This is a genomic window from Streptomyces sp. NPDC096132 (assembly GCF_044763345.1).
GTDB lineage: Bacteria > Actinomycetota > Actinomycetes > Streptomycetales > Streptomycetaceae > Streptomyces.
On record NZ_JBIWGA010000017.1, the window covers coordinates 26,839 to 48,988 of the forward strand.

Sequence of the window (22,150 nt, forward strand, 5' to 3'; positions counted from 1 at the left end):
GCTACCCGATCGCGAAGCCTCGGACGCCGTAGAGGCGAGGGAGGCCCGGTCCCGGGCGGTGTACTCATATCGACGTACCCGACGACCACTGTAGTCAATGTGTAAACCGCGCCCAACTGAACTTTGTGTGGACTCAGTTACGAAACGGCCATGGGACGCCCGTGCGGCGCGTGGATCACTGGCACGACACGGTGTTTGCAACGCAAACGGGAGACGGAGGGCCCCGTCGTCACGGGCCGGTCGTCGGGTGCTCCTCCAGCCACCGCCGAGCCCCCACCTCGCTCGGGTACTCGCGCACGGTGAGCCACGCCGTCAGCCAGCCCACGATGTACGCGGCGAAGGCGGGCATGACGGGGGCCGCGAGGAGGACGAGGCCGCGGCCGGCGGCGATACGGCCGGGGGCGCGGGTGTTGTGGTCGCGTTTGGCCGCGCGGGTCTCGGACGGGGTGGGCGGGTGCAGGAGACCTTCGCGGTGGCCGCGGCGCTGCTTGATCCAGCCCCAGACCAGGGCCACGGCGGACGCGCCCACCTGCACGCCGTCGCACACGGTGCGTACGGCGGGCGGCATCGCCTCGCGGAAGCCCTGGTAGAGGCTGAGGGAGAAGAAGCAGAGGAAGGCCATCACCACGACCACGAAGACCGTCGTACGCGCGCGGGACAGCCAGTAGAGCGCGCCGCGCCGGTACCAGGTGGTGCCCAGCTTCGGCAGGGACGGGACGGGGACCGGAGTGCCGGGGGCGGAGGTCCGTGGGTCAGAAGATGCTGGTGACGCCATGCCAGATGTCCTTCGCCATGCGTACGCCGTCGTCCCTGGTCTCGGTCAGGACGTGCCCCGTGCCGGTCAGCACGCCGCCGACCACGCCGTGGTCGTGGATGTCCTCGCTCCAGTGCTCGTGAAAGGAGTGGTCGAGGAGGCTGGTCGCGCCGATCGCGGCGACCACTCCGACGCCTGCCACCGCCACCGCGCCTTCGACGGGGAGGGCGGCCACGACGGCGGCGCCGACAGCAACGCCGCCGAGCGCCGCGCCACCGTCGACCACCACGGAGTGCTGCCACGACCACCCCTTGTCGTGGTCGTCCTTCGCCTCCACCAGCCCGCAGGCGGCGGCTGCCGCGACGTCCAGGACGGGGATCTCCCGGAGGAACTCGGGGAGTTCGGCCACGCCCCTGCCCAGACGCAGTGCGTCCGCCGCGTCGGCCAGCTTCACGTTCAGGGCGCGGTCGTAGGGCAGGGCCGTACTGCCGTGGTCGGCGCGGGCGATGGCGTCCTCGAGCGAATCGACCTTCATGACCGCGTCGCGGTAGGCGCTCTTGGCGGGGAGGTCGTCGGGCAGGGCGCGGCCGGCCTTCTGGAACGCCTTTCGCTCCGCGCGCAGTTCCTTCTTGGCGGCCCGTTCCTCGGCCTTGGCGTCGTCGATGAGCCGATGGGCCTCTTTCCCGCCGGCGCGGGCGTCCTCGGCGTCATAGGCGTACAGGCCGCGCAGGGCGTCGGCGATGGTGATCTTGTCGCCGGTGGACACCGGGGCCGTGACCTGCGCGTACAGGCCACGCAGTCCGTCGGCCGCGACCAGGCGGGCGTGCTGGGCGGTGTGCAGGATCTCGGCGCGGACCTTGCCGTACTCGCTGAGGGCGGCGATCGTCTTCTCGTCGTCCGCGCTCGGCGGGTTCGCGGTGAGGATCTCCAGGGGGACGCCTCGCTGCCCCATCGGTACGCCCTTGCGCGTGGCGATGTGCTCGGCGTTCTGCAGGGCGGTCTCGCATGCGGAGAGCACGCCGACGAGCGTGTCGAGGATCTCGCCCGCGGAGTGCACGAGGGTGGCGAAGGCGCCTGCCGTCAGCGCGTCCTCGCTCCAGGTGGCGCGGAAGGTCTCGGCCGCCTCGCCCTTCCAGCTCGTGTCGCCCACCAGCCGTTCCACGGCCTGGCCGAGCGGATGGACGACGTCCTCCAGCTTGCTCTTGGCGTTCTTGTACGTCTCGGCCATCGTGCGCAGTCCGCCGATGTCACCGCCGACCCAGCTGTCGGCCATCAGCCGTCACCCGCCATCAGGTCCTCGAACAGTCCGTGTACGTCGATGTCGTGCCGTTGGAAGGAGTCGTGGGCGTACGTGACCTTGTCGCCGTGGTCGTCCAGCCGGTCGGCGAAGCCGATGTGCAGGGCGACGATGAGGTCGGCGACCTCCTTGACGGCGTGGTCCAGCCCTGCGTCTCCGCCGCTGACGACGGGTGGGGCCACGTCGGGATGCAGCTTGCGGTAGTCGACGGCCTCGTCGTGGAAGGTCTTCGACATGGCGGCGAGGTCGCTCAGTACGGCCTTGAAGTCGACCGGCATCAGCGCACCTCCTGCGCGTAGGCCAGCAGGTCGGCCGGGCTCCAGTTGGGGTGGCCGGCGGCGATCCGCGGGTCCAGGTGGACCGTGACGCCCTGCCCGCGCACGCCCTCGGCCAGCGGGCCGAGGGAGGTGACGACCCAGGGCTGGGTCTCGCCGAGGGCGGCCACGAGGGCGTGGAGTGTGGTGAAGGCGAGGGCGACGGTTCCGTCGGTGGGGTGCTCGAAGAGCTCGTAGGTGAGGAAGGGGACGCGGGTGGGGGTGGCGGCCTCGGACACATCCGTGGCGGTGACGTAGCGGGGGTGGGCCGGGACGAAGACAGGGGTGTGGTAGGCGGGGACGCCGGGCCGGGGACCAGGCACCGCGGGTGCGGCCGCGTCCACGACGTACTCCAGCAGACGCGAGCTGCGGGACTCCGGCGCCGAGTCCGCGGACGGCTCCGCCTCGAAGTAGTCGAGCAGCCTGGATCGCGAGGGTCCACCCACCGTCGTCTCCTCTTCCCTGTGGACGATGTGGCTGCACCAACGTAGCGAGGGAATGATCCGGTAAATCCGGCTATGTGGCGTTGACGGCGTGGGAGTATGCGGAACCCATACAGGTGTTTGGCCGGGTGCCGGTCAGCACTTGACCACGGGATGACCGGGCCGCGGTTCGTCACAGGGGACAGAAGGACCGGGCAGGGTGCGAGAAAGGGGCAGAGCGACTGCGTCCCATGCGGCTCGCGCGACCGCAGCTCGCACTTCAGTGGCCTCCCGCCCACGCCGTCACGGTGTTGCTCCCGGCGATCCGGGCCCGTACTCGGGTCGCGGGGTGCCGAGCCGGTCGGCGAGCAGCGCAAGCCAGCCATGGGGTGAGTACGGGGCGGGGGGGTCTACCTCCATGCCCAGTTCGGCGACGGCCAGGGCGTAGTGCGACTCGTCGAGGTCCAGCGTGAGCAACTCGTGGAGTTCGCCGACCAGGCGGGCCACGAGGTGCGGGTCGGTGGTCGTGCGGTAGTCGTCGGCGGCCGCGTCGTGGTCGTCGAACTCGTCCGGCATGTCCTGGGAGTACCAGCCGCCGAGGAGCTGGCCCAGTTCCGGGAAGCGGGCGTTCCACTCCCAGTGGGTGGCGGGGGCGGCCGGGGGCGGGACCAGGCCCTCCTCCACGCTGCGCCGGATGTGGTCGGCGAGCAACGTCAGCCAGTCCAGGATCTCCGCGTCCGGCAGGCCGACGTCCGGCAGGGCGTAGAACTCCCCGAGCCGGGCCCTCAGCCGCCCGGGCGGGTTGCGGGCGTACTCCCGCAGCTGGGTCTCGGCGACGGCGAGCGCCCAGGGGCGGGTGTGCCAGGTGTGCCGCAGGTAGGCGGTGAGGGCAGTGCTCGGCTTCTCCTCGGTGTCGTCCGCCGGCTGGCCGGCGTACGCGCGCAGGACCTGGTCCAACTCGCCATGACGGCGATCGTGTTCAAGGGGTGTCAGCGCCACGGTGACTGGACTGCCTTCACAGGTAGACGGGAAAACTGGTGTGCACGGCGAACCCGTGCGCGGCGGACGGCTCGCGGCGCAGCACGACCCGCGCGGCGCGGACGTCGATCGCGCCCCGGCCGGCCAGGGCCATCGCCTGGAGCAGCACCCGTCCGACGGGCTCCTCGCGGGACGGCCACACGGCCTCGATCGTGAGCCGCTGCCGGGTCGACTCCGCCAGCCAGCGGTGGATCACTTGTTCGTTGCGGGTGACCACGTGCTGGGTCGCCCACTGCGCGGTCGCGCGGTCGGGGTAGGTGGCGGTGCGGGTCAGCATGGGGCTTCTCCAGGGTGGGCGGTGCGGAGGATCGAGGCGGTACGGCGGATCGCGTCACATCAGCGGAACGACCAGACCATCCCGACCTCCGTCTCCGACACGAGCACCAAACCGAAGTCGTAGGTGCGCACGGAAAAGGGGAACCAACGAGAAACCCGCTGGTAATAGTCACGGGTATCGCTTCCGCGCCCGGTGTTCGCATAGAAGTGCGATCCCTCAGGAAAGCGCGACAGGATGACGCGGGCGTTGGCTTCAAGGGCCTCTCTGCGCTCCGCGAAATCCGGTTCCTGTGTGACATCTATCCAGGGCGTGGAAAGAGCCACAAGGAAACGTACGGCTTGAGAACGCGGGATCTCATACAGGTAGGGCTTCCAGGAGTCCGTCGTCGCCACGACCTCCGGGGGCATGACGAAAGGGTAGGACGGTTCGTCGAGCCTTTCGAGTTCGCCCTCCCATCGGTCCACCGTGCGCCAGCCGCGGGCGTCACGGGTGTCACCTCGCATCAGGGTGGGCACGTCGAGCACCCAGTTCTCGTGCTCCCTGCTCGCCACCTTGGCAATGCTCGCCCGACGCCCGTACATGCCGATCGCCTCGGCCCACGACCGCTCGTCGAGTTCGACCATCGGCTTCTCCTCACACAATCATTGGGGCATGGACGTCAGGACGACGAACGGCGGGTCCAAGCTGGGCTCGTACTTGAGAATCGTCAGAACGCCATGAGCGTCCTTTGGCGGCGTCGGGTGGCCATTGACCACTGGCGCGGTACGCCCAGTCACGACCGGCGCCGCCAGAGTGCCGTCAGTGGCCGACGGCACCTTGAATTCCTCTTTTTCACCCGGGGCTGGAGGGCCCTGAAGCCACTGGTCGATCTCCGCCGAATTTGCCCGAATATTGTACTGCGTATACTTCTGGGCCGATTCCAGGTCGGTGAATGTGGAAGCCGCAGGAATGTCCGGCCCACTCGATGCGCTTGACTCATCCCGCAATCGCTGCGTCAATTGGTCGTCCGTCAGCCCGACATGCTTGTCGATGCTGTGCCCACCGTACAGTTCCTCCTCGGTCACCAGATCGATGGAGTACTTGTAGGGGATCTGGCTCTCGGTCCGCTGCCAGCTGTGCTCCTTCTTGAAATCGTTCAGGGAGCGCGCGCCGTACGCCGCCGCGCGTGCCGCCTCCGCACGGAACGTCGGCACGCTGAGCAGCGCCTCGTCCAGTTCGGGCTCCAGGCCCTTCACCTTGGTGGCGGCCGCGCTGAAGGCCTGGTGGTACTCCTCGACGGCCTTGTCGGCGGCAGCCTTGTCCATGTGCGAGCGGAACGTCAGAACGATCTCGCCGAACGCCATGGTCGCCGCGAGCCGGGTCATCTCGAACAGGTCGAGGCCCGTGGTCAGGTCCTTGACCGTCGCCTTGGTGGCGTCGACGGCGAGCTGGGTGGTCTTGTCCGCGGTCTTGTTGCGGACGTCGGCAAGGTGGTTGAGCGTGTCCTTCAGCGTGGTCGCCGTGCTGCGGAGGATCTCGATGATCGGCCGCTGCTTGGCGGGCACCACATTGCGGTTCGTCTTCCAGCTGCGTCCGATGGAGACCCGGTTGCCCTGCGGGTCGAAGGTCCGGCCCCATTCCGTGGTGCCCCAGATGGTCTGGCAGAACGCCTTCATCGCGCCCTGCCACTCGTCGTTGCCCTTGTTGTTGGTGATGAACTTGATGGCGCCGTTGAAGTTGTCCGACGCCGCCTTCGCGTCCTTCTCGACCGCTTCCCAGGCGGTGGCCATGGCCTTGAGTTCCTCGTCCCTGGCCCCCGGCGTGATCTCGTGCATCTTGCCGAGCCTGAGGCCGTGCTCGATCGCCGGCCGGATGACGTCGGCGAGGAAGTCGGGGATCTCGCCGAGGACTCCGGAGATGGCCCAGGAGTCCGCGTCCTCTCCGGTGCCGGTCCATTTGATGTCGTTGACCGGGCCGTACCTGGGCTCGTTCTCGATGACGGCGGGCGGCTGTTTCTCGACGGGCGGCGGGCCGTACATCCGGCGGGCCTGCCAGTCGGCCTGGACGTACTTGTTGGTCGTGTCCGTCAGGCCGACGGCGACACCGCCGACGCTGACCACGCTCTTCGCCCAGAGCTCCAGGAACTTCTCGTTCACCGACTTGTACGCCGCGGAGAACTCGTCCGCGCCCCAGCCGGTACCCGCCGACTGGCTGTACTCGTTCAGCACGTCGACAAGCGCTTTGGCGCCCTTGTCGTAGTCGAACTGACCGTCCCGCACCACGAGCGCGGTGTAGAACACGTGCTGCGGCTGCAGGTCGAATCCGCCGCCGCTCGTCCTGGGTGAACGGGTTCGGGCGGCCGCGCGCTCCTGTGCGCGTTCCTCGTCCGTGGGCGGCTTTTCGGCCATCAGGCACCGCCCCAGCCGCGCAGCACCGCGAGGTGCGCGGCCGTGTAGCCGCTGTGGCCGCTGGTCACGACCTCGTGCAGCCACTTCTGGGCCGTCTGCAGGTCCTGGGCGGAGCGGTCCCACTCGTCGAGCTTGTCGACGAAGACCTCGCGGGTCTCGCCCTCCCACGACAGCACGACGGGCACGACACGGTCGTAGAGGCCGTCCAGCTTGCTGTTGAGCTGCTTGAGGATGTCCTCGAGATCGCCGGCCAGCTCCTGGAGGGCGGCGAAGGAAACGGATATGTACTCGCCGGGTGCGGCGCCGGTCGACATGATCCCCCTGTGTTCGTCTCGGCAACTGCGGTTCTGTGCAGGGCTACAGGTCGTCGAGGCTGCTGCGCGGTGCCGACGCGGGTGCCTGCGTGTTCGGCGTGGACAGCCGGTCCACCTCGCTCTCGACATCGACCTCGATCTGCCGCATCCGGGCGAGCACGTCCAGGTCGTCCTGGGAGAAACCGTCGCGGCTCAGCCGTACGGCCTCCTCCAGCAGCTTCATCACCTCGCGGATGCGTACGGCGTCCTCGGTGGCCGCGCGGTGGAAGTCGCGGTACACGGCGGCGGCCGGACCCTGCCAGCCCGCCTCGATGCTGTCGACGATCGCGTCCATGCGCTGGACCTGTTTGTCCAGGTGGCCCTGCATGTCGTCGAGGTCCTTCGCGAGGGCGGTCAGGGCCTCGGCCGAGACCTTCAGTCCCCGCTGGGGGTCTCCCCCGGGCCTGCTCATACCGCCGCCTCCCTGGCTCCGCTCCCCGCCACCCTGCGCGCACGCCGACGGGCGTCCCGGATGGCCACCGCCGTGCCGCCGAGGCCCGCGACGAGGACCGCGGCGGCCACGGCCACGTAGGTGGCGAGGCGGGTGTTGCGTTCGTCCGGGGTCTCGCCGACCTGGAACTTGGCGGCCGTGGGGGCCTCGGCCCTGCCGAGGGTCTCCGGGCTCGGGGACTCGATGGGCCGGTCGTCCTCGGTGAGGGCGCGGACGGGGTCGACCACGCCCCAGCCGACCAGGCGGTCGTGGCCGGCGATGGTGCGTTCCGCGGTCTGTTCGATCTGGGCGACGACCTCACGGGCCGTCCAGTCCGGGTGCTTGGCCTTGATCAGCGCCGCGACGCCCGCGACGTACGGCGCCGAGAAGCTCGTACCGTTGTCGGAGCAGTGACCGCCCTGGGGGACCGTGGAGATCATGTCGACGCCGGGGGCCGCCACACCGACGAAGTCGCCGGACTGAGAGAAGGAAGCGCGTTCGTTGTTGCGGTCGGAGGCGGCTACGGCCAGGACGCCCGGGTAGGAGGCGGGGTAGGTCTCCTTGACGTTGCCGCCGAGGCCGTCGTTGCCGGCCGAGGCCACGACCACGATCTTTTGGGCCAGTGCCTCGTCGACGGCCCGTTCCAGGTCGGAGGACGGCTTCACCGCGTTGGACGTGTCCTGGGAGATGTTGATGACGCCGGCCCCGGCCGCGATGGCGTAGCGGATCGCGGCGGCGAGGGTCTCGGTGGTGCCGTGGCCCTCCGCGTCGTTCTGCTGGATCGGGATGATCGTCGCCTCGGGCGCCAGGCCCACGAAGCCGGTGCCGCCGACGGGGCGGGCCGCGATGATGCCGGCGACCTTGGAGCCGTGGCCGACGGTGTCCGTCGTGCCGTTCTCCTTACCCCGCTCGATGGGGTCGCCGTTGTCGTCCTTGAGGTTCTTCGGCAGGAGGTTGCGCCCGGCCTTCACGTCGACCGCGGCGGTCAGCTGCGGGTTCTTGACGTCCACGCCGGTGTCGATGACGGCGACGCGGACGTTCTTCCCCTTGGACCGGCTCCAGAGTTCGTCCAGCTGGACGCGCTGCAGGGACCAGGGGCGGCCCGGGTACAGGCCGTTGGGGAACTGGCACTGGTCCGAGTAGGGCAGCTTGTCCGCGGCGGTCGCGGGGGGCGTGAGGACCGTGGCCGTCGTGAGCAGGGCGGCGGCCGCCACCAGTGTCGTACGAAGCACCTCGTCCTCCTCCTCACGAACCCTGCGGCTGGCGGGCCGCCGCCGTCGACAGGCGTGGGCCGGTGGGCAGGAACTCCGACCAGGCGGCGGGGATCGGCGCCGGGTCCACGTCCTTGTAGCCGAGCAGGGTCTGGGCCTGCTGCGCCTCCTTCTGCTGCTGTTCGCGCTGCTTGGCGGTGGTGCCGATGCCCGCGTCGTCCGTGGCGCTGTCGCCGTTGGACTGCAGCACGTAGCGCAGGCCGGTGTCGGTGACCAGGAACACCGGGCCCGCCTTGGTCTCCTCGCCCTGGAACTGGCGGTAGAGCTGGCCGGAGCCCGGGGTGACATAGGCGCTGGAGGAGCCGGTGGGGAGCTTCTGGGGGAAGTCGGTGCCCGCCCAGGTGCTCAGGGTGGTGGCGCCCGAGTCGGCGTCCACCCCGCGCAGGACGTTGCAGATGGTGCTGCGGCTGCCCTGGGCGGCCGACGCCTCGTTGACCGGGACCGGGTCCTCGGTCGGCCAGCGGTGCTCGGTGCCGAACGCCTTGCCCGGCACGATCGCGCCGGGGCTGACCTCGCCGGCGTGACCGGCCTGGCCGAGCGGGGCCAGGTCCTCGCTGAACAGCAGGAGTTGGGCGACGAACGCGGAGACGGGGGCGACCCGGCCGGGCAGCACCACGTAGTACTGCTCGGAGTTGTTGTCGAAGGCCTTGAGGACCATGCCGACCTTGTCGGTCGCGTCGTCCAGTTGGCCTGGCGCGTCGGCGGCGTCGCCCGGGCTGCCGGTGATGTCCGGGAAGGTGATCGGGTCGCCCTGGTGCAGCGTCGCCAGCCACGCCGCGGAGACCCGCTGGGGCTTGCGGTTGGAGCCGACGACGGCGCGCAGCAGCAGTTCGTCGGTCTTGTCGACGGGGTACGCCCGCCCGGCCGCGTCCACGACGTAGCGCTTGTCGTCGGGGTCCGCCACGTAGAGGAGCTGACCGCCGGTCAGGCGATCCTTGCCGTCGGTCCGTTCGAGGTCCTTGGAGGAAAGGATCAGCGCGGCCTTCTGGACGGAGTCGCCGCCGCCCGCGCTCGGACGCTCGCAGACCGCCCAGCGCTTGGCCTTGCCGGCCTCGGACGCCGAGGGCAGCCGGTCCGGGGCGTACGGGATGCCGATGGTGACGCCGTGCGGGATCTTGCCGCTGTCGAGGACGGACTCGGCGACGGTGACCACGTCTCCCTCACCGGCGTCGAGGAGGAGTTTCGCGGAGGCCATGTTGAGGACCGGGTGGAGCTGGACCTGCCCGTCGGTCTTCAGGACCACGTACCGGGTCGTCGACTTGCTCGCGATGATCACCTTGGCGTTGGGCTCGTCCCAGCCCTGCGGCGCGGTCGGTTTGAACATCCCCCACGCGCCGAAGACCGCCATGACGATCACGCCGACGATGATGCCGGGGAGAACCGAGCGCAGCGGTCTCGGCGCTCCCTCCTCCGAGCCGTCGGGCGACGACTGCAGGAAGGCCGCGAGCATACGGCGCTTCGCGAAGGTGTAGGCATTGAGCTGATCGCGCCGGGATGCCATCTGTCTCTGTCTCTCCCCGTTTTCGGTCCTGGCCGCACTCGCGGGGCCGCGGTCCCCCGCCCCCGATGTCAGAGCGGCCCCCTACTATGCCTGGTATCTGCGGGCCCCGGCCGAGCGGGTAGGGTTCCTGGGCCGTCAAGTGCCCTGTGCGGTGCTGAAATGCGGGCGAGTCGTGAGCAGAACGGGGGGATGGAGTGATGGCTTCGCGAACGCGCGAACACTCCGGTGGCCGGTCACGGACGCGGGGCCCCTCGGCGCCCCGGCCCGAGGCGTCGCAGCGGCCCGCGGCGGCGGGTGCGCTCCAGCTGAAGGCGCGTTCCGGGCATGCCGGGGCATTCCGGCTGCAACGCCTCGTCCTGTGGGAGATCGCGGCGGCCGTCCTGCTCGTCGGCTGGGTAATCGGGCCGGTGGCCCTGGCGGTCGCGGGCGTGGTCGCCGTCGTGCTCGTGGTGCTGTCCGTCGCCCGCCGCCGCGGCCGTTCCCTCCCGGAATGGCTGGGCACGGCACGGGCGTTGAAGGCGCGTCAGCGGCTGGCCGAGAGGTTCGAGATACCGCCCGGCACCGAACCGGGCTTCGGCCCCGCCCTGGAGTGCGACCCCAGCCTGCGGACCTATGTCTACGGCGGCCGTGACCGCAGGCCCGTCGGCATCATCGGGGACGGGACGTTCGTCACGGCGGTCCTCCAGGTGGAGGCGGACGCCACCGCGCTGCGCGCCGACCGCAACCGGCAGCCGCTGCCGCTCTCCCTGGTGCGTGACGCGCTCGACGTGGACGGAATCCGTCTGGAGTCCGCGCAGATCGTCCTGCACACCCAGCCGGCGCCCGCCCTGCACCTGCCCCCGCAGTCGGTGGCCGTGACCAACTACGCGCCGCTGCAGGAGCAGACGGGTGCGCCGGCGGTCCGCATCACCTGGATAGCGCTGAAGCTGGACCCGGAGCTGTGCCCGGAGGCCGTGGCGGCGCGCGGGGGCGGTCTCGTCGGAGCGCAGAAGTGCGTCGTACGGGCGGCCGACCATCTCGCGAGCCGGCTGACCGGCGCCGGGTTCAGCACGACCGTCCTCGACGAGGAGCAGCTGACGGCGGCCCTCGCCACCTCGGCCTGCGCCAACCCGCTGGTGACGGCGGAGGCGGGGCGGACCGGGACGCTGGAGCGGCGCACCGAGGAGTCCAGCCGCAGCTGGCGGTGCGACAACCGCCGGCACACGACGTACTGGCTGCGCCGGTGGCCCTCGCTGGGCGGCGCCCACGCGCCCTCGCTGCCGCAGTTCATCGCCCTGGTGACGGCGGTCCCCGCGCTCGCCACCACCTTCAGTGTCACCCTCGCCCGCGGCGAGCGGCAGGACGTGTCCCTCGCCGCGCACCTGAGGGTGACCGGGCGCAGTGACGACGAACTGGTGGCGGCCCGGCGGGCGGTGCAGGGGGCGGCCCGGCACACCGGTGCGGGACTGGCCCGCCTCGACCGGGAACAGGTGCCCGGCATCCTGGCCACTCTGCCCCTCGGAGGTGTTCGGTGACGGCGATGACGACACGGACTGCGGCCACCGCCCCCGGCGAGCCGGAGCGCTCCGCCGGCGGCCGGGCGGGCCGTTCGCTGCGCAGCGGCTTCGGCCTGCTCGGCCCGCGCCACGGCCGGCACCAGGTGACGGCGGACCAACTGGACGCGCTCGCGCTGCCCATCGGGGACGACGGCGTCGTCGTCGGCGTCGACACCGAGGGACGTCCGGCGGTGCTCGGCCTCAACCGGCCCACGCCGTACGACGTCGTCCTCATCGGAGGTCTGTGGACCGCGCAGGTCCTCGCCCTCAGAGCGGCGGCCACCGGGGCGCGCGTGGCCGTGGAGACGGGGCGCCCGCAGGCCTGGGTGCAGATGGTGCACGCGATGGGCGGCGGACAGAACGGGCTCGCGGTGTACGAGGTCGGCCGGGTGCCCCCGCAGGGCGCCTCGGCGGGGACGCCGGTGCTGGTGGTGCGGGACTGCGGGATGCGCCCGCCGCGCGGACGGGTCGCCTCCGGCCCCTGGCAGGCCGTCCTGACCCTGCTGCCGTACCTCAGTCCGGTCGCGCCGCGGCTGATACGGCAGGCCCGGCTGGTCGGGGTGCAGCGGATCTCGCCCGACGAAGCCCTGGAGGTGGGACGCGCGTTGACGCTGCCCCGGGAGTACGTGGAGGCCCTGCCCACGCTGGTCGACGGCTTCACCCTGTGGTGTGCCGACCGCGACCGGCAGTATGTGATGACGCAGCCGACGGACGCGGAGATCGGGCTGCTGGGCACGCCCCGGCGCATGGACTGACGGGGCTGCGGAGCTTTTCAGGGCCTTCGGGGCCTTCTGAGGGGTGGGCGGGCCTGCCGGGGCGGGGCATCTGATGATTAGGCTGGTGTGGGGCGCGATACCGGAAACCGTGGGGTGGGTGTCGGCGTCCCCGGGGAGGGCCGGTGCGTCGGACGACCTCGGACGGCCTCGAAACCACTTCGTACGACGAGAAATGGTCGCGCCCCGGCACGGCACAAGCGTGCATGAGGGTGCTCGACCACACCAGGAGGAATTGTGAGCAGCGATCGGGACGGGACGCGCGGGGGCTGGGCCACACCCGGCGATGACCAGCCCGACGCGGAATCCGCCATCGAGATGACGGGCGAGTTCACCATCGACTACGCGCCGCCCGCCTGGTACACGCAGAACGCGGGCGGGGGTTCGGCGGCAGGCACGGGTGAGGGCACCGGTGCGGCGCCTCCGCCGGGACCACCGGCTCCGCAGGCTCCGGCTCCGGTTCCTCCGCAGACTCCGTTCCCTCCGCAGGCTCCTGTTCCCCCGCAGGCTCCTCAGGCGCAGGCTCCCGTTCCTCCGCCCGCTCCTCAGATTCCGGCTCCGGCTCCGCCGGGGATGCCCGGTGTTCCGGCCAACGCCGCCTCTGCGGCGCCGTACGCGCCGCCCGCCACTCCCCCCGCCGCTCCCGCGCCCTTCGCTCCCCCTCCCGCGCCGCCCGCACCGTTCGCGCCTCCGACGGGGGAGCCGGTCGCCATGCCCGGGCTTCCGGGGCACGGCGGGTTCCAGCCGCAGCAACCGCCGCAGCCGCAGCCGCAGGCCGTGACACCGACTGCCGCGCCGCAGCCGGCAGTCGCGCCCACCGACGAGAGCGGTCCTGACAACGGCGACCTGGAGAGCGGCGCCACCATGCGCTTCTCCGCGGTCGCCCTGAAGCAGCAGATCGCGGAGCAGACCGCCGCTACGGCCGACGCCGGGCAGGCGGAGAACGCCGGGCAGGCGGCCGACGCCGCTGCCACTGCCGCCGTCGCCGAAGAGGAAGGTGACGGGGCCGACGAGGTCGTGGCCTCCGCCGAGGCCGAGGCGGACGCCTCCGACGAAACAGCCTCCCAGGACGCCGACGCCGCCACGGACCCCGAGCCCGAGGGTGCCGCCGCCGAGGACACGACGGCTCAGGACGACTCCGCCGACGGCGAGACGCCGGAAGCCGCTCCCACCAGCACGCCCGAATCCACCGACGCCGCCGATGACGCCGACGCCCCCGACTCCTCGGACACCGCCGAGTCGCCGGACGGGGCGCCCCAGCAGCCGGTTGCCGCCGCGCCGCCCGCCTGGGCTCCCCCGCCGGCCCCGCAGAGCGGTCTGCCGCCGCTGCCGCCGTCGTACGAGCCCGCGGCCCCCGCACCGGCGGCCGAGTGGCCGGCCCAGCCGCAGCCGCTGCCCCAGCCGGTGGACCCGGCGGCGGCCCAGCAGCCGCCCGTCCAGCCGCAGACGGCACCGCCCGCGCCGGCCCCCGAGGCGCCCCCGGCCGCCCCGCAGCCCGCGTACGGTTTCCCGCTGCCGCCCGCCGAGGGACCGGCACCGGCACCCCAACAGCCGGGCTACGGCTTCCCGCAGCCCCCGGCCCCCAACGCCCAGGGCGGCTACGGCTTCCCCCAGCCCCCGGCCCCCAACGCCCAGCCGGGCTACGGCTTCCCCCAGCCCCCGGCCCCCAACGCCCAGCCGGGCTACGGCTTCCCGCAGCCCCCCACCCCCCAGTCGCCCCAGGTGCCCCAGCCCCCGCAGGCCCCGCAGCCGCCCCACGCACCGCAGCCGCAGCCGCCGCACCCGGGCATCCCCCACCAGGCGGACGGCCGGCCCCCGGCGGCCGCTCCCCAGGGGTACCCGGCGCCGGACGCGCCGGGAGCCCCGCAGGGCTTCCCCGGTCAGCCCGGCTTCCCAGGTCAGCCCCCGCAGGGAGTCGGCCCGCACGGACCCCAGGAGCCCGGTCCCACCCCGGCGGCCCCCTCCCCCGACGCCGCACAGGCCGGGCCCGCCCCGCAGAACCCGCAGCAGCCCGTCGACCCCCGGATCGGCGCCGCCTGGCCGCAGGCGATCCAGCACGACCAGCGGCAGCCGGTCAACCCCGGTGCCGCGCCGCTGGGTTACACCGCGGCCGTGGAGCTGTCCTCGGACCGGCTGCTCAACAACAAGAAGCAGAAGGCGAAGAGCGGGCGCCCGAACGCCGCCTCCTCCCGTTTCAAGATCGGCGGGAAGAAGGAGGAGGCCGAGCGGCAGCGCAAGCTGGAGCTGATCCGTACGCCGGTGCTGTCCTGCTACCGGATCGCGGTCATCAGTCTCAAGGGCGGCGTGGGCAAGACGACCACGACCACCGCGCTCGGCTCCACCCTCGCCATCGAGCGCCAGGACAAGATCCTCGCGATCGACGCCAACCCGGACGCCGGCACGCTCGGCCGCCGGGTGCGCCGCGAGACCGGGGCCACCATCCGTGACCTCGTCCAGGCGATCCCGTACCTCAACTCGTACATGGACATCCGGCGGTTCACCTCCCAGGCGCCGTCCGGCCTGGAGATCATCGCCAACGACGTCGACCCGGCTGTCTCCACGACCTTCAATGACGAGGACTACCGGCGCGCGATCGACGTGCTGGGCAAGCAGTACCCGGTCATCCTCACCGACTCGGGCACGGGTCTGCTCTACAGCGCCATGCGCGGGGTGCTCGACCTCGCCGACCAGCTCATCATCATCTCGACGCCGTCGGTGGACGGTGCGAGCAGCGCCAGTACGACGCTGGACTGGCTGTCGGCGCACGGGTACGCCGAGTTGGTCTCACGGTCCATCACCGTCATCTCGGGGGTGCGCGAGACCGGAAAGATGATCAAGGTCGAGGACATCGTGTCGCACTTCGAGACGCGGTGCCGGGGTGTGGTCGTCGTCCCGTTCGACGAGCACCTGGCCGCCGGTGCCGAGGTCGACCTCGACATGATGCGGCCGAAGGTGCGGGAGGCGTACTTCAACCTCGCGGCGATGGTCGCGGAGGACTTCGTACGCCACCAGCGGCTGCACGGCCTGTGGACCAGCGACGGCAACCCGCCCCCGGTCGCGGCCCCGCCGATGCCGGGCCAGGCGTACCCGGGGCAGCCGATGCCGGGCCAGCCCTACCCGGAGCAGCCCGCGCCGGGCCAGCCCTACCCCGGTCAGCCCTTCCCGGGCCAGCCGTACCCGCCGCAGGCGGGACAGCCGTACGGCCAGCCGCAGCCCCACGCACCGCAGCCGGGCCAGCCGTACCCGCAGCAGCCCGCGCCGCCCGGGCAGCCGTATCCGCCGCAGGGCCAGCAGCCCGGCCACCCGTACCCTCCGCAGCCGGGCCAGCCCCAGCCGCCCCAGCCCCCGGCCGGTTACGGCTACCCGCAGCCGCCCCAGCCCCCGGCGGGCTACGGCTACCCCCAGCCCCCCGTCCCGCCCCAGCAGGACGGCGGCCAGACCCCTCCCCCGCCGCCGCCCCCGCAGCAGTAGCGGAAGCGCAGCAGGCGGAAAAGCCGAAGGGCGGCCGGTGTCCGAAGACACCGGCCGCCCTTCGGCCGTCCTCAGGAGGGGACGTCGGCTACTGTGCCGCCGCCTCGCTCACCAGTTCCCGGCAGCGCTTCACGTCCTGGGCCATCTGTTCCAGCAGCCCCTCAAGCGAGTCGAACTTCGCCTGGCCGCGCACGAAGGCGAGGAAGTCGACGGCGACATGCAGGCCGTAGAGGTCGAGGCCGACGCGGTCGATGGCGTACGCCTCCACCGTGCGCTCGGTGCCGTCGAACTGCGGGTTCGTGCCGACGGAGATCGCGGCCGGCATCGCCTCGCCGCCCGCGTGCAGCCAGCCCGCGTAGACGCCGTCGGCCGGGATCGCGGTGTGCGGCAGGGTCTCGACGTTGGCGGTGGGGAAGCCGAGCTCGCGGCCCCGCTGTGCGCCGCGCACCACGACACCCTCCACGCGGTGCGGCCGGCCCAGGATCTCCGCGGCGCCCGCGAGGTCGCCCTCGGCGACCAGGCGCCGGGTCAGGGTCGAGGAGAAGGGCTCGCCGCCGCCCGCCTCGCCGCACACGAACAGGTCGACGACCTCGACCTCGAAGTCGTAGACCTTGCCCTGCTCGGTGAGGAACTCGACGTTCCCGGCGGCCTTGTGGCCGAAGCGGAAGTTGGGGCCCTCGACGACGGCCTTGGCGTGCAGCTTGTCGACCAGGACCTTCACCACGAACTCGGCCGGCGACAGCTTCGAGAACTCGGTCGTGAAGGGGAGGATCAGGACCGCGTCGACGCCCAGCTCCGCCATCAGCTCGGCACGGCGGTGGTGCGGGGCGAGCAGCGGTGGGTGGCTGCCGGGGCGGACGACCTCGCTGGGGTGCGGGTCGAAGGTGACGACGACGGAGGGGACGCCCAGCTCGCGGGCGCGGTCCACGGCGTGCCGGATGATCAGCTGGTGCCCGCGGTGGACCCCGTCGTAGGAGCCGATGGTGACGACGCTGCGTCCCCAGTCCTCGGGGATGTCCTCCAAGCCACGCCAGCGCTGCACTGTGACCGCTCCTCGAACCCGTGTCCGTATGTTCCGTTGCCTCTTACGCAGGTCTAAGGGTGCCATGCCGGGTGCTTCCTGCCCGCATCGGCATGGGGGCTGTGACTCGACCCACGTGTGCCGGAGAGCATCCGCGGGTCACGCGGGCACCCGTACCCCCGCGAGGTTCTCCAGCATGCGGCGGGTGCCGGCGCCGACGACCGCGGCCCAGTCGTCCGGGGCCTCGGTGAACCAGCCGGCCACCTGCGCGGCGAAGCCCGGGATGTGCCGCCCCAGCTCGACCAGGCCGCGGTCGAAGCGGGTCGCGCCGTCCGGGGTGCGGACCAGGAGCAGCCCGGTGCGGTGGACGAGCACGCGCAGTTCCTCGCCGCTGCGCTGCGGGGCCGCGTGCAGCACCGCGTCCAGGACGGCGGGCGTGTGCTCGTGGTCCAGCAGGAACTCCAGCAGCTCGCGCCGGAGCGGGCGGGAGTCCGGGGTGCCGGGGGCGAGCAGCACGCCGGCCAGCGCGGCCCGTACCTGCTCGGGGCCGTCGCCGTCCAGCAGGCCCGCGACCAGCGGAAAGAGGACGGCACGTACGGTCGGCCCCTGGTCCAGGCGTCGGTCGACGTACGCGGCCACGTCCCCGGCGGTCTCCGGCCGCCGCTCCACCGCCTCCCGGACGAGGGCGGCGACCCGGCGGGCGAGCGAGGGCGGGGTGACATCGGCGAGCGCGCGCAGGGTGCCGCCCGCTCCGGGGCTGCTCAGCCGGGCCCGGACGGCTCCCAGGACCGGCTCGGGGTCTGTGGCGAGCGCGGTGAGCAGCGCGCTCGGCGGAAGCTGGGGATCGCCCGCCGCGAACCGCTCCAGCGCCTGCGGAAGGTACCGGGCCCGGCTCTCGGGGTCGCGGACCAGGAGGGCGAGCGCGCCGCCGTGCAGGGCGCGGTCGGCGGGCCGGGCGAGCAGGGCGAGGGCCGCGTAGCGCAGCAGGCCCCGGTCGGCGTCGGTCGTCGCGTGCGGGGCGGCGCGCAGACCGTACGCCACCGCCGCGACCCGCCGGTCGGGCCGCTCGTCGTGCGCCCACCGGTCGACGGCCCGGCACAGCGCGGACGGCTCGTCCTCCGCCAGTACGGCGAGCAGTTCGTCGGCCCGCCGATGGCCCCGGCCGACGAGGACCTCCGTGAGGTCGTCCAGCCCCCGGTGCCGGTGGGTGTGCAGCAGCGCCTGCGCGGCCGTCGCCACCGTGGCGTGCGGGGTCGCGGGCAGCGGCCGCTCGTCGTCGAACCAGCGGGTGAGGTACGGCTGTACGGCGGTGGCGTCGACGGCGAGGAGATGCGCGACGGCGTCGAGGTACCGGGGTGCGCCGACGTCCTCCGGAGCCGCGTCGGCGAGGACGAGACGGCGCAGGAGGTCCAGGCGGACCTCGGGCGGAAGGGCGAGCCGCGTCCAGAAGCCGGGCCCGAACTCGGGACGCCGGACCGCCTGCTCGCCCCCCGCCACGATCCGGTCGGCCAGCAGACACAGGACGCCGGTGTACGGGGTGGCGTCCGGGACGCGCAGCAGGGTCTCGGCGAGCAGCCGGCCGGCCCACCAGGAGGCCGGGTCGGCCCCCAGGGCCCGGGTCAACTCCTCGAGTCGGCCGAGGAGTTGGCCGATGCCGTCCTGGCGGGCGAGGAGGAGCAGGGCCTGGACGACAGGGCCGATCCGGTGGTGCGGGACGGGGAGCGGATGGCCGCCGTCGGGGCTGCGGCGGCGGTGGACCAGGGCGCGCAGGGCTCCGTCCAGGTCGAGGTGGACGCCCTGGATCCAGTCGGCGAGTTCCTCGTGGGCGAAGCGGTAGCCGCTGCCCGCGGGCACCAGCAGTCCCTCGGTGAGGACGGCGGACGCCCAGCCGGTGCCGCCACCGAGCCGGGCGGGCGCCGGTCCCCAGGGGAACACCGCCTCGAACGACGCCCGGTCCAGTTCGCCCTGCCCCGGCCCTAGGCTGCGGCGGGCGGCCTCGTGCACCTGGCCGGAGACCTTCGCCGCGAGCCGGCGTACGGCCGTGCCGCGCAGACCGTTCTCGGCGGCGAGGCGGACGGCGACGCGCAGGCACATCAGGTCGAGGTAGGCGGACAGCACGTCGTCGCGGTCGACGGGGGCGTTGGGCGGCGCGTCGGGCAGGGCGGCGCGGATCTCGGAGAGGAGCCGCAGCGTGAGGGGGTGACGGGCGTCGGGGGCGGCCAGGGCGGTGTCGGGGACGCCGTAACGGACACGGGCCTCATGGGCCTCGTCCGGGGTGAGGTCGCCGAGCGGGACGCACGGTGGCAGCGCCCCGCGCCTCGCCTCCCCGGGCTCTCCGCCGCCGTACAGCATCCGCGGCGGGAACCCGGTGCCGGCTCCCTCCCAGTACTCGGCCCGGCACGCCACGATCAGCCGTGCCCCCGTCTCCCGAAGCCACTGCACGGTGCCCTCGGTCCAGTCGGCCAGCCGGTGGGCGAGGACGGGCGGCATCTCCTCGGGGCCGTCGAGCAGCAGCAGGAGGGGACGGCCGGCGGTGCGGGCGAGGCGGGCCAGGTGTGCGGGGGTGAGGTCACCGAGGGCGGTGGGGCTCGCGCCGGCCGAGGCCGCCACGATGCGGGCCGCCCGGGTCAGCGCCCGGCGGGCCGCGTCGGCGAGCGAGTCGTCCTCCTCCCTGAGGTCGGCGCCGCGCAGCCACAGGGTGGGGGCGGGTTCGGGGCCCCGGCCGCGGCGGGCGGCGAGGGCCGCGAGTTCCGTCGTACGGCCGCTGCCCGGGGCGCCGACGAGGCCGAGGACGGCCGCCGGGCCGGTGTCGAAGGCGGCGAACTCCCGTGCCGTTCCGGCGCGTTCGACCGGCTCCACGGCGGAGGCGCCGGGTTCGCCCGGGTGTCCGGGGAGGGTGCCGGGCGGGCCGTCCGAGGCCACCGAGGTGGCGGCGAGCTCCAGGACGCCCGCGAGATTGAGGTCGGCGCCGTACGCGGGCACGGTCGCCGCGTTGCGGGCGAGCAGGTCGGCCAGCGGGCCCGCGGCGGCGGGACGCAGGGGTACGGCGAAAGCGGCGTCGCGGTCGCCGGAGTGCAGGGCGGTGCCCAGGACCGCGACGACGGCACCGGTCTCGGCGTCGAGCACCGGTCCCCCGGCCGCGCCGCCGCCCAGCCGCAGCGCGTCCCGGCCCGCCGTGCCGATCGCGAGCTCCAGGGCGCCGTCGAGGAGGTGGAAGCGGTCCGTGGCCGTGTAGGTCGCCTGCGTCGCGGCCAGCACGCGGGCCTCGCGCCAGCAGCCCGCGGCGAGCCGGACGTACGTGCCGGTCCCGACGTCCTCCCGGACGGTCACCGGCAGCGGCTCCGCGCCGAGGCCCTCGGTGCGGACGAGGGCCAGGTCCAGCTCCGGGAGCGGGGTGACCGCGTCGGCGGTCACGGCACAGCCGCGGTCGTCGGCGTCGTACAGGACGAGGCGGGGCAGGCCGTCGACGGCCTCGTGGCTGGTGACGACCGTGCCGAGGTGATCGGCGACGAACCCGGTGCCGCGCGGTCGCCCCGCGAGGTCGCGGATGCGGACGAGGGAGGCGTCGAGGCGGGCCCGGGAGGCGTCGGAGGGAGGGGCGCCGGAGGCGGCGTGGGAGGCGGCCTCGGTGGGTGCGGTGTGTGTGCGGTGGCCGTCGTCGGTCCGCGGGACCCGTCCCGCCATCGTCGTACCTCCGCGCCGCGCCCGTGTGCCTGCCGTCCGTTCGACGGTAGGCGTGCGGTGATCAAGAAGACAGACCGCCGGACGAACGCGCCCCCCTGCGCTCCCTCGGTTCACTCCGAGCGCCTGCCCGGACGGGTGAATGAACGGGGGTCGTTGGATACACCCTAGGGGTGGGGGAACCGAGGGGGGACCGTGGAGCGGCGGGACGATGGATCACCCCGTGTCCGCCGCTCCACGGGCAAAGGACCGGCCGGACCGGCTCAGCTCAGCACGGCCAGGCTCTTGGCCTTGCCCTTCTGCTCCTCCACCAGGGCCAGGAACCGGCCCTCCGGGTCGAAGACGGCGACGGGGCCGGCGCCCGTGTACTCCTCGGGCATCTCCAGCCGGACACCGTTGGTGAGCAGCCGGGCCCGCTTGGCGTCCACGTCCCAGCGGGGGAAGGCGGCCGCGGCGGCGTCGGCGATCGGCATCACGCTCAGCTCCTGCTGGAGCTGGTCCAGCGTCTTCGCCGAGTCCAGCTTGTACGGGCCGACGCGGGTGCGGCGCAGGGCGGTGAGGTGGCCGCCGACGCCGAGGTCGGCGCCCAGGTCGCGGGCGAGGGCGCGGATGTAGGTGCCGGAGGAGCAGACGACCGACACGACCAGGTCCAGGACGGGGGTGCCGTCCTCGGCGACGGCCTCCCGGACGTCGTACACCGCGAAGGAGGAGACGGTGACCGGCCGGGCCGGGATCTCGAACTCCTCACCCTCCCGGGCCCGCTTGTACGAGCGCACGCCGTCGATCTTGATGGCGCTGACCTTGGACGGCACCTGCATGATGTCGCCGGTGAGCTTGGCGATGCCGGCGTCGACGGCGTCCCGGGTGACTCCGGAGGCGTCGACGGAGGCGGTGATCTCGCCCTCGGCGTCGTCCGTCAGGGTCGTCTGACCGAGGCGGATGGTGCCGAGGTACTCCTTCTCGGTGAGGGCGAGGTGCCCGAGGAGCTTGGTCGCCCTCTCCACGCCGAGGACGAGGACGCCCGTGGCCATGGGGTCGAGCGTGCCGGCGTGGCCGACGCGGCGGGTCCTGGCGATCCCCCGCATCTTGGCCACGACGTCGTGCGAGGTGAAGCCCGACGGCTTGTCGACGATGACAAGGCCGTCGGGCGCGGTGGTCTTGCGGTTCATTCGGCGGTGTCGTCCGTCTCGTCGTCACCGGGCTTGCGGTACGGGTCCGCCTCGCCGGCGTACCCGGCGCCCGCGGACGCCTCACGGACCTTCGCGTCGGCGGCCCGCGCCTTGTCGAGGAGGTCGTCGATGGTGCGGGCGTTGTCCGGGAGGGCGTCGGCGACGAAGGCCAGGGTGGGCGTGAACTTCACGCCCGCCGCGCGGCCGACCTCGGAGCGCAGGATGCCCTTGGCGCTCTCCAGTCCGGCCGCGGCGGCCGCCCGCTCCTCGTCGTCGCCGTACACCGTGTAGAAGACGGTCGCCTCCCTGAGGTCGCCTGTGACCCTGGTGTCCGTGATGGTGACGTGGGAGCCGAGCCGCGGGTCCTTGATCCCACGCTGCAGCTTCTGCGCCACCACCTCTCGGATGAGGTCCGCCAGCCTCTTGGCGCGCGCGTTGTCGGCCACTGCTCGCTCT

Annotated in this window: 19 protein-coding genes; 3 read left to right on the plus strand and 16 right to left on the minus strand. The window is 72.9% G+C overall.

The features are described 5' to 3' along the window. Positions 1 to 229 precede the first annotated feature (229 nt). The 12 genes from ACIRF9_RS33810 to eccB all read right to left on the minus strand — a co-directional run bounded on the left by ACIRF9_RS33810 (position 230) and on the right by eccB (position 10,044). Complete coding sequence (locus tag ACIRF9_RS33810) at positions 230 to 775, minus strand: hypothetical protein (RefSeq protein ID WP_403830029.1); 546 nt, start codon at positions 773 to 775, stop codon at positions 230 to 232. Continuing rightward, positions 753 to 2,027 (minus strand): WXG100 family type VII secretion target, encoded by a 1,275-nt coding sequence (locus ACIRF9_RS33815; RefSeq protein ID WP_403830032.1) that lies wholly within the window; start codon positions 2,025 to 2,027, stop codon positions 753 to 755. The genes ACIRF9_RS33810 and ACIRF9_RS33815 overlap by 23 nt, the downstream gene beginning before the upstream one ends. Then, positions 2,027 to 2,329: a DUF6317 family protein gene (locus ACIRF9_RS33820; protein WP_403830035.1), complete on the minus strand. Its 303-nt coding sequence runs from the start codon at positions 2,327 to 2,329 to the stop codon at positions 2,027 to 2,029. The genes ACIRF9_RS33815 and ACIRF9_RS33820 overlap by 1 nt, the downstream gene beginning before the upstream one ends. Beyond that, the gene (locus tag ACIRF9_RS33825) at positions 2,329 to 2,811 is read right to left on the minus strand and encodes an SAV_915 family protein (RefSeq protein ID WP_403830037.1); all 483 of its coding nucleotides are present in this window, start codon (positions 2,809 to 2,811) and stop codon (positions 2,329 to 2,331) included. The genes ACIRF9_RS33820 and ACIRF9_RS33825 overlap by 1 nt, the downstream gene beginning before the upstream one ends. A gap of 279 nt (positions 2,812 to 3,090) precedes the next feature. Beyond that, on the minus strand, positions 3,091 to 3,786 hold the full coding sequence (locus ACIRF9_RS33830) for a contact-dependent growth inhibition system immunity protein (protein WP_403830040.1): 696 nt from the start codon (positions 3,784 to 3,786) through the stop codon (positions 3,091 to 3,093). Positions 3,787 to 3,802: 16 nt separating this feature from the next. After that, on the minus strand, positions 3,803 to 4,102 hold the full coding sequence (locus tag ACIRF9_RS33835) for an RNase A-like domain-containing protein (protein ID WP_403830042.1): 300 nt from the start codon (positions 4,100 to 4,102) through the stop codon (positions 3,803 to 3,805). Between the two features lie 59 nt (positions 4,103 to 4,161). Next, complete coding sequence (locus tag ACIRF9_RS33840; RefSeq protein WP_403830045.1) at positions 4,162 to 4,725, minus strand: hypothetical protein; 564 nt, start codon at positions 4,723 to 4,725, stop codon at positions 4,162 to 4,164. Between the two features lie 18 nt (positions 4,726 to 4,743). Beyond that, positions 4,744 to 6,489 carry an RNase A-like domain-containing protein gene (locus ACIRF9_RS33845; RefSeq protein WP_403830048.1) on the minus strand — a complete coding sequence of 582 codons (1,746 nt, stop codon included), beginning with the start codon at positions 6,487 to 6,489 and terminating at the stop codon, positions 4,744 to 4,746. Then, positions 6,489 to 6,803, minus strand: a complete 315-nt coding sequence (locus ACIRF9_RS33850; protein ID WP_403830050.1) for a WXG100 family type VII secretion target — start codon at positions 6,801 to 6,803, stop codon at positions 6,489 to 6,491. The genes ACIRF9_RS33845 and ACIRF9_RS33850 overlap by 1 nt, the downstream gene beginning before the upstream one ends. 43 nt (positions 6,804 to 6,846) lie before the next feature. Continuing rightward, complete coding sequence (locus tag ACIRF9_RS33855) at positions 6,847 to 7,254, minus strand: WXG100 family type VII secretion target (RefSeq protein WP_403830052.1); 408 nt, start codon at positions 7,252 to 7,254, stop codon at positions 6,847 to 6,849. After that, a complete protein-coding gene (gene mycP, locus ACIRF9_RS33860) occupies positions 7,251 to 8,504 on the minus strand; it encodes a type VII secretion-associated serine protease mycosin (RefSeq protein WP_403830054.1) in 1,254 nt (417 codons plus the stop codon). Before mycP ends, ACIRF9_RS33855 begins: the two co-directional genes overlap by 4 nt. A gap of 13 nt (positions 8,505 to 8,517) precedes the next feature. Continuing rightward, positions 8,518 to 10,044 carry a type VII secretion protein EccB gene (gene eccB, locus ACIRF9_RS33865; RefSeq protein WP_403830056.1) on the minus strand — a complete coding sequence of 509 codons (1,527 nt, stop codon included), beginning with the start codon at positions 10,042 to 10,044 and terminating at the stop codon, positions 8,518 to 8,520. 197 nt (positions 10,045 to 10,241) lie between these two features. On the opposite strand from eccB, the gene eccE reads away from it, so the two are divergent. The 3 genes from eccE to ACIRF9_RS33880 all read left to right on the plus strand — a co-directional run bounded on the left by eccE (position 10,242) and on the right by ACIRF9_RS33880 (position 15,823). Continuing rightward, positions 10,242 to 11,558: a type VII secretion protein EccE gene (gene eccE, locus ACIRF9_RS33870; RefSeq protein ID WP_403830058.1), complete on the plus strand. Its 1,317-nt coding sequence runs from the start codon at positions 10,242 to 10,244 to the stop codon at positions 11,556 to 11,558. A 5-nt stretch (positions 11,559 to 11,563) separates the two neighbouring features. Continuing rightward, on the plus strand, positions 11,564 to 12,334 hold the full coding sequence (locus ACIRF9_RS33875) for a hypothetical protein (protein ID WP_403830060.1): 771 nt from the start codon (positions 11,564 to 11,566) through the stop codon (positions 12,332 to 12,334). A 255-nt stretch (positions 12,335 to 12,589) separates the two neighbouring features. Beyond that, on the plus strand, positions 12,590 to 15,823 hold the full coding sequence (locus tag ACIRF9_RS33880) for an SCO5717 family growth-regulating ATPase (RefSeq protein WP_403830062.1): 3,234 nt from the start codon (positions 12,590 to 12,592) through the stop codon (positions 15,821 to 15,823). A gap of 88 nt (positions 15,824 to 15,911) precedes the next feature. Here the strand turns inward: ACIRF9_RS33880 and ACIRF9_RS33885 are convergent, their stop codons facing one another. From ACIRF9_RS33885 to rbfA, 4 genes are all read right to left on the minus strand, one after another. Then, positions 15,912 to 16,865: a bifunctional riboflavin kinase/FAD synthetase gene (locus tag ACIRF9_RS33885; protein ID WP_403830064.1), complete on the minus strand. Its 954-nt coding sequence runs from the start codon at positions 16,863 to 16,865 to the stop codon at positions 15,912 to 15,914. 138 nt (positions 16,866 to 17,003) lie between these two features. Then, positions 17,004 to 20,528 carry a trypsin-like peptidase domain-containing protein gene (locus tag ACIRF9_RS33890; protein ID WP_403830066.1) on the minus strand — a complete coding sequence of 1,175 codons (3,525 nt, stop codon included), beginning with the start codon at positions 20,526 to 20,528 and terminating at the stop codon, positions 17,004 to 17,006. Positions 20,529 to 20,788: 260 nt separating this feature from the next. Next, positions 20,789 to 21,694, minus strand: a complete 906-nt coding sequence (gene truB, locus ACIRF9_RS33895; RefSeq protein WP_403830068.1) for a tRNA pseudouridine(55) synthase TruB — start codon at positions 21,692 to 21,694, stop codon at positions 20,789 to 20,791. Next, positions 21,691 to 22,140, minus strand: coding sequence for a 30S ribosome-binding factor RbfA (rbfA, locus tag ACIRF9_RS33900; protein WP_403830071.1), 450 nt, complete (start codon positions 22,138 to 22,140; stop codon positions 21,691 to 21,693). The genes truB and rbfA overlap by 4 nt, the downstream gene beginning before the upstream one ends. Positions 22,141 to 22,150 lie beyond the last annotated feature (10 nt).

Coding starts and splice junctions, on each gene's coding strand:
- ACIRF9_RS33815 (WP_403830032.1), bottom strand. CDS start 2,027: ATGGCCGACAGCTGGGTCGGCGGTGACATCGGCGGACTGCGCACGATG.
- ACIRF9_RS33810 (WP_403830029.1), bottom strand. CDS start 775: ATGGCGTCACCAGCATCTTCTGACCCACGGACCTCCGCCCCCGGCACT.
- ACIRF9_RS33845 (WP_403830048.1), bottom strand. CDS start 6,489: ATGGCCGAAAAGCCGCCCACGGACGAGGAACGCGCACAGGAGCGCGCG.
- ACIRF9_RS33820 (WP_403830035.1), bottom strand. CDS start 2,329: ATGCCGGTCGACTTCAAGGCCGTACTGAGCGACCTCGCCGCCATGTCG.
- truB (WP_403830068.1), bottom strand. CDS start 21,694: ATGAACCGCAAGACCACCGCGCCCGACGGCCTTGTCATCGTCGACAAG.
- ACIRF9_RS33890 (WP_403830066.1), bottom strand. CDS start 20,528: ATGGCGGGACGGGTCCCGCGGACCGACGACGGCCACCGCACACACACC.
- ACIRF9_RS33875 (WP_403830060.1), top strand. CDS start 11,564: ATGACGACACGGACTGCGGCCACCGCCCCCGGCGAGCCGGAGCGCTCC.
- ACIRF9_RS33835 (WP_403830042.1), bottom strand. CDS start 4,102: ATGCTGACCCGCACCGCCACCTACCCCGACCGCGCGACCGCGCAGTGG.
- ACIRF9_RS33855 (WP_403830052.1), bottom strand. CDS start 7,254: ATGAGCAGGCCCGGGGGAGACCCCCAGCGGGGACTGAAGGTCTCGGCC.
- eccB (WP_403830056.1), bottom strand. CDS start 10,044: ATGGCATCCCGGCGCGATCAGCTCAATGCCTACACCTTCGCGAAGCGC.
- eccE (WP_403830058.1), top strand. CDS start 10,242: ATGGCTTCGCGAACGCGCGAACACTCCGGTGGCCGGTCACGGACGCGG.
- ACIRF9_RS33840 (WP_403830045.1), bottom strand. CDS start 4,725: ATGGTCGAACTCGACGAGCGGTCGTGGGCCGAGGCGATCGGCATGTAC.
- ACIRF9_RS33850 (WP_403830050.1), bottom strand. CDS start 6,803: ATGTCGACCGGCGCCGCACCCGGCGAGTACATATCCGTTTCCTTCGCC.